Raw genomic sequence first — 14,027 nt, 5'->3', positions numbered from 1 at the left:
CTGTTTGAAGTTCGGATCATGTGGTTGGGGTGAGGAGTTTCAGCCACATGATGGAGCCGCGGAGGTGGAGTCCGGCCTGGTAGCTTTCCGGGGTTTTGTCGTAGCGGGTGGCTAATCCGCGCCAGGTCTTGATCTTCTGGAAGCAGCGTTCGACGGTGTTGCGTTGCTGGTAGCGCTTCGGATCGAAGGTGACGGGCCGTCCTCCTGCCGATCCCTTGTTCTTGCGGTTGGCCTGCTGATCGGTCTTTTCCGGGATGACCGCGGTGATCTTGCGGCGGCGTAGATGGGCGCGGTTGGCCTTGGAGGAGTAGGCCTTGTCCGCGGCCACCGCATCAGGGCGGGTACGGGGCCGGCCGATCGGACCGGGGATGCGGATCTTGTTCAGGACGGTGATGAAGTGCGGGCAGTCGGCGGCCTGCCCGGGGGTGAGCACGAAGACCAGCGGCATCCCGGCGGCGTCGACCGCGGCATGGATTTTGCTGCTCAGCCCGCCGCGGGATCGCCCGAGTTCGGCAGCACTGGCCCTGGTCTTGCGGCGTCGATGTGTGGCGGCACGATCTTGGCGCGAGGACGCGTCCACGTCGTCCGTGCCGGTTGTGACCTGGCGCGCATCACCCGCAGTACCGGCGGCTGCTCTGGCAGCGGAGCCCCTTTTTCCTCGGTCAGCGCCTGCTCCAGCGCATCCAGGGTCTCCCCGGCGACCGCCAGCCCGGCCGACTCCTGATGCGCCCGCACGATCGTGGAGTCCACGCTGACCAACTCCAGCCCGACCTGCCCACGCGATGCCGCCTCGGCGATCAGCGCCTCCATCAGACCGCAGAACACCCCGGCCTTGGCCCAGCCGCTGAACCGCGAGTACAGCGTGGACCAAGGCCCGTAGCGTTCCGGGACGTCACGCCACCCAGACCCGGTACGGAAACGCCACAAGATCCCGTTGAACTGATCACGCACCCGCCGTGGCAGCGGCCCGGTAGCCGCCACCGGCAGACACGGCTCGATCAACGCCCACTCGGCATCGGTCACATCAAAGCGCGCCACATCCGAGTTCTACCAGCCGCGACCAGCCCGCCACCGGCCTCACCTAGATCCGAACCCCAAACAGCTCCTAGCACAATCGCGTTGAGTGGCGGCGCAGTTGGCATACCCGTGCTGGTCCGATCCCCCTCGGCGAACTCGCGCACTAGCTGGCGGATTCCGATAGCGGACGCCCTCGGCGTGATGGCCATCGGCGCCAAAATAAGTCGATCCCCCAGGTCAGCGGCACGGTCAGGCGTGACCGGCTTCGCGAGATCGTCGGGGTCGGCGCCAAGCTCGGTGACCAGCACACCGTCATCGGCCAGCGTTGCCGTCAGATACACTCGCCGCTTGGCCTGAGCGAATGATGGGATCAAGTCGATGGGGGGGCACGGGGGGCGAATTTCGATCTCGCGGCTTGTCACTGTGGCGACTGCGAGATGTAGCGTCTGCTGCAGTAGTGGCCAGGAGAAGTAGATCCACTTCTCCTGGTCGTCGTCGCCATACTTGCGCAGAATCTGCAAAACCCGATCTTGACTGGCGGTCCAGGTCCAGAAGGGCACTCGAATGGGTCCCGCGTGTCCACCTTCCTGCAGGCTCGCCCACGAGGACGGACTCTGATGTTTGAGAGCGCCCGCGAATTGCCTCAAGAGTTCATCGTAACCTGCGTGCCCAGCGGGGACCTGAATCTTGAACTGGCCTTCCGCGATCGCCAACGCTGCGTGTGCGTCATCGACGACCACCGTGCCCACAGGTCGCGCCGGGCGGCCAGTACCGCCTACGCCGAACACACTTCGGCCGTTCACGAGTTTATGGAATGTTGTCACCAGAACGGCCTCACTGGCGATGAACCGATGGTCCCGTGGATTGCTAACAACGGTGATTCCGAGCCGTCCGGCCTCGCCGATCACCTGTGCGGCCAGATAGGTATCGGGAGCTAGATACACGGCAGGGCCAGCACCCTCGTTGAGGCTCGACTGCGCGACTAGAAGGCCGATTACAGTCTTGCCACCACCGGTGTTCTGCTTGATGACGACATCCCTGCGCGCGCGCCGGTCATACCAGGCCTTGAGCACCTCGCCCTGCTCCAGACGGAGCCGCGGCCACGGCTTACTCGGCAACGCGGCGAAGATATCGCGAGGGACGGTGAGAGCTTGACCTTTGGAGACTCCCAAGCGGCTCAAATCCAGTGGCATCCCATGTCCTCTCGCAGTGCTCATCATGAGTCTGTCACTGATGTGCGTCCATTACTGGCGATACACGTGCAAGTGGGGGGCGAACTGCCCATCAGCCAGCGCGGAGATCCGCGAGATCACCTCACGTCGGACCGAGGAGACGACGGATTCCGCTATACCTCGGTGAGGTCACCGGAGCGGCGCGCCCGGCTCCCAGATCGACCTTGCCCGCGCGCACGCTCAGCGCCGCCAGGTCCAGGAGTCGGTGTCCGCGCTGCTGGAGGCCGAAGCCATCACACCGGAGCAGATACGGAACCACCGAATCACCTATCGGCTCGTGTCCGATTTGCTTACCATGCGAGACCCGCCCCCCGCTGAGCTGAGAGAGCTCACCGACCAGATCAGGGTGTAGAAAACTGCGCGTCCTAGCACTGGGGCGGTGCTGACGAATTGCCGGATCTCCGATCGCCCCCAATCATTGAGTGGATCAGCGTCCTTCGAGCGACTTCATGCAGACGCCAGCCGAGCCGCCAGGCCCAAAGAACGCCCGAGCCGAAGGCGAGGACCATTTCTTTCGGAAACGCGGGCCGAGTCCCTACTGGAGGAACTGATAGGGGATCGGGGACCCATTACGCGAGCGCCGGACAGGTGGATGCCGAAGGCCCGACCCTGCAGCACTCTCAGCACCGACCCACGCCAGCATGGTCGCACCGGCGACCTGCCGACGCGGGAGCCCTTGCTGATGTGGCGAAGGCTCCCATCGTTCGGCCGAGGGTCAAGCGTCTAATGCGCCGAGCTTGACTCCGCTCAGGAAGGCGGCCCAGGCGCCGGGCGCGAAGGACAGGGATGGGCCGGTCGGGTTCTTGCTGTCCCTGATCGCGATAACGCCGGGTAGGTTCGACGCGACTTCGACACAGTTGCCGTTGTCTGTGCTGTACGTGCTCTTACGCCACTGTGCGCCTCGAAGGTCACTCATCTTGGTTCACCGCTTCCTGTATGAGTCGGAGTGACTGTTTGAACGGTAGAGCCTCAGTTCGGATCGCGTCACATACCCGGCAGCAAGCTGCGCGATTGTCTGCCGGTCGTCCTATGGTTCGCCCGGACGGTTGCGCGTCCGTGTAAGCGCCGTTGCCGGATCTCCGATCGTCCCCGCCATTGCGTGGATCAGCGACCTTCGAGCGATTTGATGCGGACGCCAGCCGAGCCGCTAGGCCCAAAAAACGCCCGAGCCGAAGGCGAGGACCATTCTTTCGGTGACGCGTCACCGAAAGAATGGGCGCTTCGGCGAGGTGGGCGCCGTCGTCGGGGTCGGCGGCGCCCGTGCCGCGCGCGCCGGTTCGAGAAAGCGCGCATCACCGCAGAGACCTTCTGGTCAGGCTGGGGGGAGGGACATGAGGAGGAGGGGTTTGGTGGTGGGTTGGCGGGAGCCGCCGGAGGGTTCGACGGTGACGCCGACCTTGGTGGCGGAGCCGAGGTCGCCGAGGACCATCGGGGGTGTCCGGCCCGAGGCGTCGGGGCGGGTCAGGCGGTCGGGGATCGCGCCGTCGGGGCCGATGCGCCACAGCTGGTAGGTCTCGCTGTCGGGCAGGGGCGCGAGGCCCGAGGAGAAGAACAGCACCTTGTCCTGCGATCGGGACATCACGACCGTGCCGGTGGTCGCCTGGCCGGCCTTGCCCCTGACGGTGCGCGCGTCCGGTGCGGCGAGCACGGCGGCGACCTGCTGGGCTCCGAGCCGCTCGCCGTCGAGGGTGTCCTGGACGCGGTAGGCGACGACGCCGAACCCGACGGCGGCGGCCAGGCAGGCGGCGGCGAGACCGGTGGCCAGGCGCGGCCACCACGCTCCCGGCCGGCGTTCGCGCCTGGTGATGGGCGTGACGGCCGGGGGGACCTGGCGGACCAGGCCGATCTCGGCCATGACCCGGTCGCGGAGCGCGGGGGGCGGTTCCTGGGCCATCGCGATGCCGAGGCGGGAGGCGGTCTCGCGCAGGCCGCGCGTCTCCTCGGCGCATTCGGTGCACCGGCTGAGATGGTCCTCGAAGCCGGATCGCTCGCGGGGGTCGTCGACGGCGTCCAGCACGTAGGCACCGGCCAGCGTGTGCGGATCGCGGCTCATCGCTCCACCCCCAGGCAGTCGCGCATGCGGATGAGTCCGTCGCGCATCCGGGTCTTCACGGTCGCGAGCGGCACCTTCAGCAGCTCGGCGACCTCTCGGTAGGTATATCCACCGTAATAAGCGTACGTAACCGACTCGCGCTGCAACTCGGTCAGCCCGCTCAGGCAACGGCGCAGCCGTTCCCATTCCAGCGTGGACTCGACCGCCTCCACGACGTCGTCGTAGGGGCGGTGGACCTCCAGCCGGGCGACGCGGTCCTCGCGGTCGATGGCCGCCTGCGCGGCGCGGACGCGGTCGACGGCGCGGTGGTGGGCGATGGTCATCACCCACGACATCCCCGACCCGCGCGAGGCGTCGAAGCGCGCGGCGCTCCGCCAGATCTCGACCAGCACCTCCTGGGCCACCTCCTCGGCCTGGGCGGGGTCGCGGAGCACCCGCAGGACCACGCCGTAAACGGAGGACGCCACCCGGGCGTACACCTGCTCGAACGCCGGGCGGTCCCCGCGCGCGACCCATTCCAGCAGCTTCTCCAGCCCGGGCTGGTCGTGCTGGCCATCATCCAGGGGCACGGACCGTCTCGGCCTCATGCACTCCCCCCAACCGTCGGCGTAGATGCGGACACAGGTACTTCGGCCCAGGAGGGCCCTTGGATTGGCGCGATAGCGATTCTCCCCGATTCGGACCGCCATCCGGACGGCCGGAACCACGGCGGGAATGCCCGGCGGCCCGGCGGGGTTGAACAAGATGGTCGGTGAGACCGTGTCCCCGGGCCTCATCTCTTGGCCTTCGTGGAATACCGTCCGGCTGGAGCCACGTTGCGCAACTCGCCGACAGGCGACCGCTCACCGGCCGCAGGCGCTCGTGCCCCGCACCGCAAGGTGCGGGGCACGACGCGTCCCACAGCCCCATTTGGAACTAATCAGGTAGGAATTGAATAGTTTGCCGGGCGCGGCTATCGTCGGTTCAGGTCACCAGGACCGGCCGACGATGCGGAGGTCCGCATGAAGTTCCTTGCCATCACCCTGATCGTCCACGGGCCCGATCCCCTCACCGGCGAGCGGAAGTCCACGACGGCCCGCCTGCGCGAGGTCGTCGACAACGCCGTCCTGGCCGAGGAGCTGGGGTTCGACGGGTTCGGCGTCGGCGAGCGCCACGAGCGGCCCTTCATCTCCTCCTCGCCGCCGGTCGTGCTCAGCCACATCGCCGCCAGGACCTCGGCGATCCGCCTGTTCACCGCCGTCACCACCCTGAGCCTGCTCGACCCGGTACGGGCGTTCGAGGACTACTCGACCCTGGACCACCTCTCCGGCGGCCGGCTGGAACTGATCATCGGCAAGGGCAACGGCGCCGCGCAGGCGCAGCTGTTCCACGTGACCGGACAGGACCAGTGGGACCGCAACCGGGAGGGGTACGAGCTGTTCCGGCGGCTGTGGCGCGAGGACAAGGTCACCTGGTCGGGCCGCTTCCGCCCCGAGCTGCGCGAGGCCGAGACCTGGCCGCGCCCGCTCCAGCGGCCGATCCGGGTGTGGCACGGCAGCGCCACGAGCAGGGAGTCGGTGGACCTGGCCGCCCAGTGGGGCGACCCACTGTTCTCCGCCAACGTCTCCAACCCGGTCGAGCCGTACGCCGAGCTGGTCCGCTACTACCGTGAGCGCTGGGAGTTCTACGGGCACGACCCGGCCGACGCGCTGATCGGGGCCGGCACGGCCGGATACTACGGCGCCAGGACCTCCCAGGAGGCGATCAAGACCTACCGGCCGATCTTCGACGCGCGGCTGGCCCTGTTCCGCAGGCTCGGCCTTGAGCCGGTGTTCCCGACGCTGGAGGACGCCATCGAGCGCAGCTCCATCCTGGTGGGCAGCCCCCAGCAGATCATCGAGAAGGTGCACCGCTACCACGAGCGCCTCGGGCACGAGGTCATGCACCTCGCCGCGGACGCCGACGGCCTGACCGACAAGCAGCACCGCGCCACGCTGGAGCTGTTCCAGAGCGAGATCGCCCCGGTGCTGCGCCGGGAGATCCCGAGCAGACCGTTCCCCGCGCCGCCCGGCCTCGCCGGCTGACCTCCAGAGGTCCGGCGGGGGCGGCGATCCGGTCGCGAGTTGGAAGACAGTGCCGTCGAGGCGGCATCATGGCTTCCAGCACCGACGACCGAGGAGAGGCATGTGAGCAAGCGTCCCCTTGTCCTGCTGGACGTGGACGGGGTGCTCAACCCCGCCCGGCGGCACACGCTGCGGCTCCGGCATCACGAGTGCGTCGTCGACGGCAGGACGTACCGGGTCCTGTTGAACGCCCGCCACGGCCCCAAGCTGACCGCGCTGGCCCGGGACACCGGTGCGGAGCTGGCCTGGGCCACCACCTGGGAGCAGCACGCCAACGTCGAGATCGGCCCGCGCATCGGCCTGCCCGAGCTCCCGGTCATCGCGGTGAACAGCGACCCCGGCACCCGCGCGGGCGAGCACTTCAAGACCCGGCACGTGGCCGAGTACGTCGCGGGCCGGCCGTTCGTGTGGTTCGACGACAACCTCGGGACCCACGACTGGCAGTACCTCAAGGACCATCCCGGGGTCGACGAGTTCCTGCTGGTGGACGTGGACCCGCGCACCGGCCTGACCGACCGCCACCTGACGCAGGCGCGCGAGTGGCTCGCGGGCCGGGCCACCCCCGATCTGGACGGCGCCGGAGCGGCCTCTCCGTGACCGTCCCCGTGGCCGCCGGCCGTGAGAAGTCCCAGTGACGGCGGTCCGTGAGCGCCCCCGTGGCGGCCTCTTCATGACCCGCCGCCGAAAGGTTCCGCAGGTGGCATTCGCCCACCTTTGATCGTTAACCGCTTCGCCACCCCGGGGACGGTTCGCGGGGCTAGCGTGCCCCGCGAGACTAGAGAATTGGGGTGCGCCCGCATGTGGAACAAGACCCTGGCCGGTACCCTGGCCGTCGTCGCGGCGGGGGTGCTGTTCGTCACCCTCCAGCCCGCGAGCGCGACGGCCACCGGCTCCGGACATGACGACCGCGGACCGATCGTCATCGGGCACCGCGGTGCCAGCGCCATCCGGCCCGAGCACACGCTCCTCTCCTACGAGGCCGCGGCCGCGCTGGGAGCCGACTACATCGAGCCCGACCTGGTGTCGACCAAGGACCACGTCCTGGTCGCCCGGCACGAGAACGAGATCGGCGGGACGACCGACGTCCAGAACCACCCCGAGTTCGCCGGCCGCAGGGCCACCAAGACCATCGACGGGGTCGCGGTGACCGGCTGGTTCACCGAGGACTTCACCCTGGACGAGCTGCGCACGCTGCGCGCCAAGGAGCGCATCCCGGACCTGCGCCCCGACAACACGGCGTTCGACGGCCTGGCGCCGATCCCGACGTTCGACGAGGTCATCGAGCTCGCGCAGCGGCTGGGCGTGGGCGTGTACCCCGAGACCAAGCACCCCACCTACTTCGACTCGATCGGCCTCTCGCTGGAGGAGCCGCTCCTGGCGGCCCTCGCCCGGCACGGCTGGGGCGGCGCGCGGTCGCCGGTGTTCATCCAGTCGTTCGAGACCGGGAACCTCAAGGCGCTCCGCTCGGCGACCCGCCTGCCGCTCATCCAGCTGATCAACGGCACGGGCGCCCCGTACGACCTGGTGGCGGCCGGGGACCCGCGCACGTACACCGACCTGGTCACCCCCGAGGGCCTGCGGGAGATCGCCAAGTACGCCGACGGCGTCGGCGTGGCGACCACGCGCATCGTGCCGGCCGGGCCCGACGGGAAGCTGCTGGAGCCGACGACCCTCATCCGGGACGCGCACCGCAGGGGCCTGAAGGTGCACACCTGGACGATCCGCCCGGAGAACTCCCAGTTGCCGGTCGACTACCGGCTGGGCGATCCGGCGAGCCCCGCCTACGCGGGCGCCACCGGCGACGTGATGGGCTGGCTGGTACGCCTGTTCGACCTGAAGGTGGACGGCGTGTTCTCCGACGACCCGGGCATCGCCCGTGCCACGCGGGACCGCGTCTTCTCCACCTGACCGGCCATGATCCAGGCCGGATCAGGATCAGATCCGGCACAGGCTCCGCCGCGCCCCTCCGAAGGGCCCGCGGCGGAGCCTGACGCGTTTCCCGGCCCCCGCCTCGATGCCGGTTTTCACCATGGAAAGCGCTGTATGAGTCGATCGTCCCCTTTGGGCTTCATGTGAGGAAACGGCGGGTACGAGTTGCTTAGCGGAAGCTGATCGGGAACTCGGAGGTCCTCAAGACGCCAGGTCACAGCCGTTCGATCTCGCCGAAATCATCGCCCCGGCCCGGCGCCCACGCGCTCGCGAGGCCGAAGGAGGGTCCATGATCAGTTCGGAGAACAGCGACGCGCGGGTCCGCGACCTGGCGGACGTGGAACGGTTCGCCCGGCGGTGCTTCGAGGGCACCCCCGGCGACGCGATAGGCGTCGAGCTGGAGTTCCTCGTCTTCGACCGCGCCGACCACATGAGCCAGGTGCCGGTCGCCCGGATCACCGAATGCCTCCCCCTGCTGCCCGGCGGCGGCACCGTCACCTTCGAACCCGGGGGCCAGCTCGAGCTGGCCGGCCCGCCCGGACCCCTCGCGACCGCCGTCACCGCCATGGTCACCGACGTGGAGGCCGTCCGCCGGGCCCTGCGCGAACAGGGGCTCGTGCTCGCCGGCATGGGACTCGACCCGGTGCGCCCGCCCCTGCGCCAGCTCAGGCAGCCGCGCTACGACGCGATGGCCGCGCTGCTGGGGGTGCCGTACGGGCCGATGATGATGTGCCTGTCCGCCTCCATCCAGGTCAACGTGGACCTCGGCGAGCGGCCGGAGGTCCGCTGGGAGCGGGCCAACCTCCTCGGGCCCGTGCTGAACGCCGCGTTCGCCAACTCCCCCGCCGTCGGCTCGCGGCCGTGCGGGTGGATGTCGGGCCGCCAGGCCGTGTGGCTGCACCTCGACCCCACGCGGACCCGCCCGCCGCTGCGGGACGGCGACCCGGCCGAATCGTGGGCGAGGTACCTGATCCACGCCCGCCTCATGCAGGCCGGCGAGGAGGACGCCCGGCACCCGACCCCGCCGAGCCGCGTCACCTTCGGCGACTGGATGGCCTCCCCCGGGCTGGCCGGGCACCCGCCCACGGCCGCCGACCTGGCCTACCACGCGACCACGGTGTTCCCGCCGGTACGGCCGCGCGGGTGGCTGGAGATCCGCTACCTCGACGCCCTGCACCCGCGCACGTGGCCGGTGTGCGTGGCGGTCACCTCGGCGCTCCTGCTCGACGACCGCGCCGCCGACGCCGCCCTCGCCGCCGCCGAACCGTTCGCCGACCGCTGGTGGCAGGCCGCCCAGGTCGGCCTCGGGGACCCCCGGCTGCGGCAGGCCGCCGAGGACTGCTTCCGCGCCGCCGCCGAGGCGCTGCCCCGGCTCGGCGCCGGCCCTGGCCTGGTGGCCGACGTGGACGCCTTCGCCGCCCGGCACGTCGCGACCGGCCGCTGCCCGGCCGTCGACCTGCTGGCCCGGGTCGGCGACCCCGGTTCCGACCTGCCCGCCTGGCTCGGCGAGGAGGTGCCGGCGTGACCGGCCTCAAGGAGCGGATCGCCGCCGAGCTGGAGCAGGGACGCACCCGGTCCCTGGCCTACACCGACACCGACGACGAGGTCCTGGTGCGCCAGCACTCCGCGCTGATGTCGCCGCTGGTCTGGGACCTGGCCCACGTCGGCAACTACGAGGAGCTGTGGGTGCTGCGCGAGGTCGGCGGCGTCACCCCGCTGCGCCCGGAGATCGACACCATCTACGACGCCTTCGCCCACCCGCGCGGCGACCGCCCGCGCCTGCCGCTGCTCACCCCGGACGAGGCCCGCCGGTACATCGCGGGCGTGCGCGGGCGCGTCCTGGACGTGCTCGACGGGGTCGACCTGCGCGGCCCCGACCCGCTGCGGTCGGACGGCTTCGTGTTCGGGCTCGTCCTGCAGCACGAACACCAGCACGACGAGACGATGCTCGCCACCTTGCAGCTCTCGGGCGAGCCCGGGCTGGTCCGCGACGGCGAGCTGCCCGCCGGGCGGCCGGCCGGCCCGGCCGAGGTGCGCGTGCCCGCCGGGCCGTTCCTGGCCGGCACCGGCACCGAGCCGTGGGCCTACGACAACGAGCGCCCGGCGCACCGGGTCGACCTGCCCGCCTTCTGGATCGACCGCTTCCCGGTGACCTGCGGCGGCTACGCCGAGTTCGTCGAGGACCGGGGGTACGCCGACCCCCGGTGGTGGAGCGAGGACGGCTGGAGCTGGCGGACGGCCAGGGGCGCGCTCGCCCCGCTGTTCTGGACGCGGGAGGGCGGCACCTGGTGGCGTATCCGCTTCGGGCGGCGCGAGCCGGTGCCGATGGACGAGCCCGTGCAGCACGTCTGCTGGTACGAGGCCGACGCCTACGCCCGGTGGGCGGGCCGCAGGCTGCCCACCGAGGCCGAGTGGGAGAAGGCGTGCGGCTGGGACCCGGCGGCCGGCCGCGCGCGCCGCTACCCGTGGGGCGACCAGGACCCGGCGGCGCGGCACGCCAACCTCGGGCACCAGGCGTCCCGGCCGGCCCCCGCGGGCGCCTTCCCCGGCGGGGCGAGCGCCTACGGGGCCGAGCAGATGGTGGGAGACGTGTGGGAGTGGACGGATTCGTGGTTCCTGCCCTATCCCGGTTTCCGCAGCTTCCCCTACCGCGAGTACAGCGAGGTGTTCTTCGGCAGGACCTACCGGGTGCTGCGCGGCGGCTCGTGGGCCACGCACCCGACGGCGGTACGCACGACCTTCCGCAACTGGGACCGGCCGGAGCGGCGGCAGATCTTCGCGGGGTTCCGCTGCGCGCGCACGGCCGCCCCGGAGGAGTCCTAGGTGTGCCGGCACGCGGCGTGGCTGGGCACCCCCCGCACGCTCGCGTCGCTGCTCCAGGAGCCCGGGCACGGCCTGGTCGCGCAGTCCTACGCGCCCCGCCTCCAGCGGTGCGGCACCGTCAACGCCGACGGCTTCGGGGTCGGCTGGTACGACCCGGCGCGCGAGGAGCCGGTGCGCTACCGCCGCGCCATCCCGATCTGGGCGGACGCGAACCTGCCCGGCCTGGCCTCGGTCGCGCGGTCGTCGTGCCTGATGGCGGCCGTGCGCTCGGCGAGCCCCGGCATGCCGCTCGAGGAGTCGGCCACCGCCCCGTTCACCGACGGCAGATGGCTGCTCAGCCACAACGGGCGGGTGGCGCGCGCGGCGGTCGAGCCGCCGGCGGGCGGTCGCGAGCCCGAGAGCGCCTGCGACTCGGCGTGGCTGGCGTCGGCGGTGTTCGGGCGGCTCGCCGAGGGCGGCGCGCTGGACGACGCCGTGGCCGGCGTGGTCGTGCACGCGGCGAAGGGCGACCCCGTCGCCCGGCTGAACCTGCTGGTCACCGACGGAGACGCGGTCGCGGCCACCGCCTGGAACGAGACCCTGTTCCTGCGCTGCGGCGACGGCGTCCTGCTCGCCAGCGAACCGCTGGACGACCGGCCCGGCTGGGACGCCGTGCCCGATCGGCACCTGGTCCTGGCCACGCCCGACGGCGTGCGGATCCAGCCCCTGTGATCCGCCACCGGCGATCCACCGCCACCAGTCCACCGCCACCCCAGGAGGCTCGCGTGTCCGTCACCCAGATCCCGCTGCCGTTCCTGTACACGGTCAACCACCTGGGCCCCGGCCACCTGCGCAGGGCCCTGGCCGACGACGTGCGCGCCGGGCTGACCGCGACGCCCAAGTGGCTGCCGCCCAAATGGTTCTACGACGCCGCAGGGAGCGAGCTGTTCTCCCAGATCACGCGGCTGCCCGAGTACTATCCGACGCGGTGCGAGCTGGCCATCCTGCGCGAGCACGCCGCCGAGATCGCCACGATCGCCCGCCCCGAGACGCTGGTCGAGCTCGGCTCGGGCACCAGCGAGAAGACCGTGCTGCTCCTGGACGCGCTGACCTCGGCCGGGACGCTGAAAGCGTACTCGCCGGTCGACGTGGACGCGGCCACCCTGGAGCAGGCGGCGCACCGGGTCGCCGACGCCTACCCGGGGCTGGCGATCTGGGCGGTCTGCGCCGACTTCGAGCGGCATCTCGCCCGGCTGCCGCGCGTCGGCAGGCGGCTGGTCGCGTTCCTCGGCGGCACCGTCGGCAACCTCGACCACGAGGCCAGGGCGTACTTCCTCGAGGAGCTGCGCGGCACCCTGTCCCCCGGCGACGGCCTCCTGCTCGGGGCTGACCTGGTCAAGGACACCGGGCGCCTGGTGGCCGCCTACGACGACGCCGCCGGGGTGACGGCCGCGTTCAACCGCAACGTGCTGAGCGTGATGAACCGCGAACTCGGCGCGGACTTCGCGCCCCAGGCGTTCGAGCACGTGGCGCTGTACGACGGGCGGCTGCACCGGATCGAGATGCGGCTGCGGGCGAGCCGCCCGATGCGGGTCGTGTTCACCGAACTCGGCCTGACGGTCGGCTTCCGGGCCGGCGAGGAGATGCGCACCGAGATCAGCACCAAGTTCCACCGGTACCGGCTGGAGGAGGAGCTGATACGCGCGGGGTTCACGGTGAGCCGCTGGTACACCGACCCGGCGCGCGACTTCGCGCTGGTCCTGGCGCTGGTCCCCGAAAAGCGGCGCAAGGCCCGCGCGCTCACGCCTGGTCGCGGATGACCCGGCACGCGGTCCCGCGCCGGCGGCGGGCGCCCGCGCGGGTACGGGCCACCGGGCGGCGCGCGACGCGCGGGGAGGCGACGACGGTCCGGTAGGGGGCCAGGGTCGCGTTGACCCAGGCCGTGCCGGCCGGGGCGTCGAGGTCGACGAACGCGGCGGGCGATGCGCTCAGCGCGCCGCCCGCCAGGCGGTCGCCGAACAGCACCAGCGCCTTCTTGCCCGCGTCGCGCTTGGAGGACCACACGAGCCCCTGCGCCCAGGGGGCCTGCCCGCGCATCCACTGGGCCCAGCGGCGGGTCTTCGGGTACTCGTGCGCGTCGGCGTGCACGAGCCAGTCGTCCTGGGCGACGGCGGCCAGGTCGGGGCCGGTGACCAGGCTGATCAGGCGCAGCGGCGCCACGGTGCGGAGCAGGCTGGCCCGGCGGTGCGCCACGGTCGCGTGCGGCAGGACCCGCATGCCGTCGGCCCCGAAGGTCAGGTCGCGCAGGAACACCTCGGCCAGGGCCGTGGAGGCGTCGAGGCCGGCGTAGTAGAAGTCGTACGGGTCGCCCGCCGCCGTGCCGTCGAAACGCCCGCCGCCGAAGAACGCCTCGGCGCGGGGCCGGGTGAAGGCGTCGGGCGCCACCGAACGGTAGTGGACCCGCCACAGCCGGGTGCCGGGCGGCAGGACGGTCCGGTTCGGCTGGCCCGCGTAGCGGGGCGGCGGCACGGTGCCCGGCATCACGCCTCAGCCCCTGCGGCCCTGACCTCGGAGATCACGACCGCAGGATATTTCGTAGTGAGCTACATCATTTCATAAATGGATTGGATATTCAGATTAAGGCGGGCGACCCATTTCAAATGGGGACCACGCGCGGGCGGACCGTAATCTTCGGGCGGAAGGCGGCCGCCGATGGCCCGGTCCGGACGGCTGATCTCGCCTCGGACCGGCACCGAAAGGCGGTACTGTAGCCAGCACTCGATTTGGAGCCGTCGTTTAACAGTGTTCGCTCCACTACCGGGTCTTGCCTGTCCTTCACCCCCTCACTAGCGTGGAGGGACAAGAGTTCGATCTTGATCGAGGAGGTCGGGA

The 14,027-nt window shown here is 70.9% G+C and carries 12 protein-coding genes and 1 pseudogene; 7 read left to right on the top strand and 6 right to left on the bottom strand.

What is annotated here, in order from left to right:
* Positions 1-16 precede the first annotated feature (16 nt).
* From NYZ98_RS23640 to sigK, 5 genes and pseudogenes are all read right to left on the bottom strand, one after another.
* Positions 17-1,038, bottom strand: a pseudogene (locus NYZ98_RS23640) (IS5 family transposase).
* Positions 1,020-2,210: a DEAD/DEAH box helicase gene (locus NYZ98_RS23635; RefSeq protein WP_262845110.1), complete on the bottom strand. Its 1,191-nt coding sequence runs from the start codon at positions 2,208-2,210 to the stop codon at positions 1,020-1,022. The pseudogene NYZ98_RS23640 and the gene NYZ98_RS23635 overlap by 19 nt, the downstream one beginning before the upstream one ends.
* A gap of 754 nt (positions 2,211-2,964) precedes the next feature.
* Positions 2,965-3,165, bottom strand: coding sequence for a DUF397 domain-containing protein (locus NYZ98_RS23630; RefSeq protein WP_262845109.1), 201 nt, complete (start codon positions 3,163-3,165; stop codon positions 2,965-2,967).
* A 396-nt stretch (positions 3,166-3,561) separates the two neighbouring features.
* A complete protein-coding gene (locus NYZ98_RS23625) occupies positions 3,562-4,302 on the bottom strand; it encodes an anti-sigma factor (RefSeq protein WP_262845108.1) in 741 nt (246 codons plus the stop codon).
* On the bottom strand, positions 4,299-4,871 hold the full coding sequence (sigK, locus tag NYZ98_RS23620; RefSeq protein WP_262845107.1) for an ECF RNA polymerase sigma factor SigK: 573 nt from the start codon (positions 4,869-4,871) through the stop codon (positions 4,299-4,301). The genes NYZ98_RS23625 and sigK overlap by 4 nt, the downstream gene beginning before the upstream one ends.
* A 432-nt stretch (positions 4,872-5,303) precedes the next feature.
* On the opposite strand from sigK, the gene NYZ98_RS23615 reads away from it, so the two are divergent.
* The 7 genes from NYZ98_RS23615 to egtD all read left to right on the top strand — a co-directional run bounded on the left by NYZ98_RS23615 (position 5,304) and on the right by egtD (position 12,955).
* Positions 5,304-6,365, top strand: a complete 1,062-nt coding sequence (locus NYZ98_RS23615) for an LLM class flavin-dependent oxidoreductase (protein ID WP_262845105.1) — start codon at positions 5,304-5,306, stop codon at positions 6,363-6,365.
* 102 nt (positions 6,366-6,467) lie between these two features.
* Positions 6,468-7,001, top strand: coding sequence for an HAD domain-containing protein (locus NYZ98_RS23610; protein ID WP_262845104.1), 534 nt, complete (start codon positions 6,468-6,470; stop codon positions 6,999-7,001).
* Positions 7,002-7,202: 201 nt separating this feature from the next.
* Positions 7,203-8,312: a glycerophosphodiester phosphodiesterase gene (locus NYZ98_RS23605; RefSeq protein WP_262845103.1), complete on the top strand. Its 1,110-nt coding sequence runs from the start codon at positions 7,203-7,205 to the stop codon at positions 8,310-8,312.
* Between the two features lie 310 nt (positions 8,313-8,622).
* Positions 8,623-9,858, top strand: coding sequence for a glutamate-cysteine ligase family protein (locus NYZ98_RS23600; RefSeq protein WP_262845101.1), 1,236 nt, complete (start codon positions 8,623-8,625; stop codon positions 9,856-9,858).
* Positions 9,855-11,156 (top strand): ergothioneine biosynthesis protein EgtB, encoded by a 1,302-nt coding sequence (gene egtB / locus NYZ98_RS23595; protein WP_262845099.1) that lies wholly within the window; start codon positions 9,855-9,857, stop codon positions 11,154-11,156. The genes NYZ98_RS23600 and egtB overlap by 4 nt, the downstream gene beginning before the upstream one ends.
* Positions 11,157-11,867 carry an ergothioneine biosynthesis protein EgtC gene (gene egtC, locus NYZ98_RS23590; protein WP_262845097.1) on the top strand — a complete coding sequence of 237 codons (711 nt, stop codon included), beginning with the start codon at positions 11,157-11,159 and terminating at the stop codon, positions 11,865-11,867.
* Positions 11,868-11,950: 83 nt separating this feature from the next.
* Positions 11,951-12,955, top strand: coding sequence for an L-histidine N(alpha)-methyltransferase (egtD, locus tag NYZ98_RS23585; protein WP_262845135.1), 1,005 nt, complete (start codon positions 11,951-11,953; stop codon positions 12,953-12,955).
* On the opposite strand, the gene NYZ98_RS23580 is transcribed toward egtD, so the two are convergent.
* Complete coding sequence (locus NYZ98_RS23580; RefSeq protein WP_262845134.1) at positions 12,936-13,676, bottom strand: RES family NAD+ phosphorylase; 741 nt, start codon at positions 13,674-13,676, stop codon at positions 12,936-12,938. The two genes, egtD and NYZ98_RS23580, sit on opposite strands and share 20 nt — an antisense overlap.
* Between the last annotated feature and the right edge of the window lie 351 nt (positions 13,677-14,027).

Source organism: Sphaerisporangium corydalis, from assembly GCF_025506355.1.
GTDB lineage: Bacteria > Actinomycetota > Actinomycetes > Streptosporangiales > Streptosporangiaceae > Sphaerisporangium > Sphaerisporangium corydalis.
This window is presented reverse-complemented; position numbering and strand designations above follow the sequence as displayed.

What these genes read in the sequence shown, in the direction of transcription:
- NYZ98_RS23625 (WP_262845108.1), bottom strand. Translation starts at nt 4,302, where the DNA reads ATGAGCCGCGATCCGCACACGCTGGCCGGTGCCTACGTGCTGGACGCC.
- NYZ98_RS23600 (WP_262845101.1), top strand. Translation starts at nt 8,623, where the DNA reads ATGATCAGTTCGGAGAACAGCGACGCGCGGGTCCGCGACCTGGCGGAC.
- NYZ98_RS23605 (WP_262845103.1), top strand. Translation starts at nt 7,203, where the DNA reads ATGTGGAACAAGACCCTGGCCGGTACCCTGGCCGTCGTCGCGGCGGGG.
- NYZ98_RS23615 (WP_262845105.1), top strand. Translation starts at nt 5,304, where the DNA reads ATGAAGTTCCTTGCCATCACCCTGATCGTCCACGGGCCCGATCCCCTC.
- NYZ98_RS23580 (WP_262845134.1), bottom strand. Translation starts at nt 13,676, where the DNA reads ATGCCGGGCACCGTGCCGCCGCCCCGCTACGCGGGCCAGCCGAACCGG.
- NYZ98_RS23635 (WP_262845110.1), bottom strand. Translation starts at nt 2,210, where the DNA reads ATGCCACTGGATTTGAGCCGCTTGGGAGTCTCCAAAGGTCAAGCTCTC.
- NYZ98_RS23630 (WP_262845109.1), bottom strand. Translation starts at nt 3,165, where the DNA reads ATGAGTGACCTTCGAGGCGCACAGTGGCGTAAGAGCACGTACAGCACA.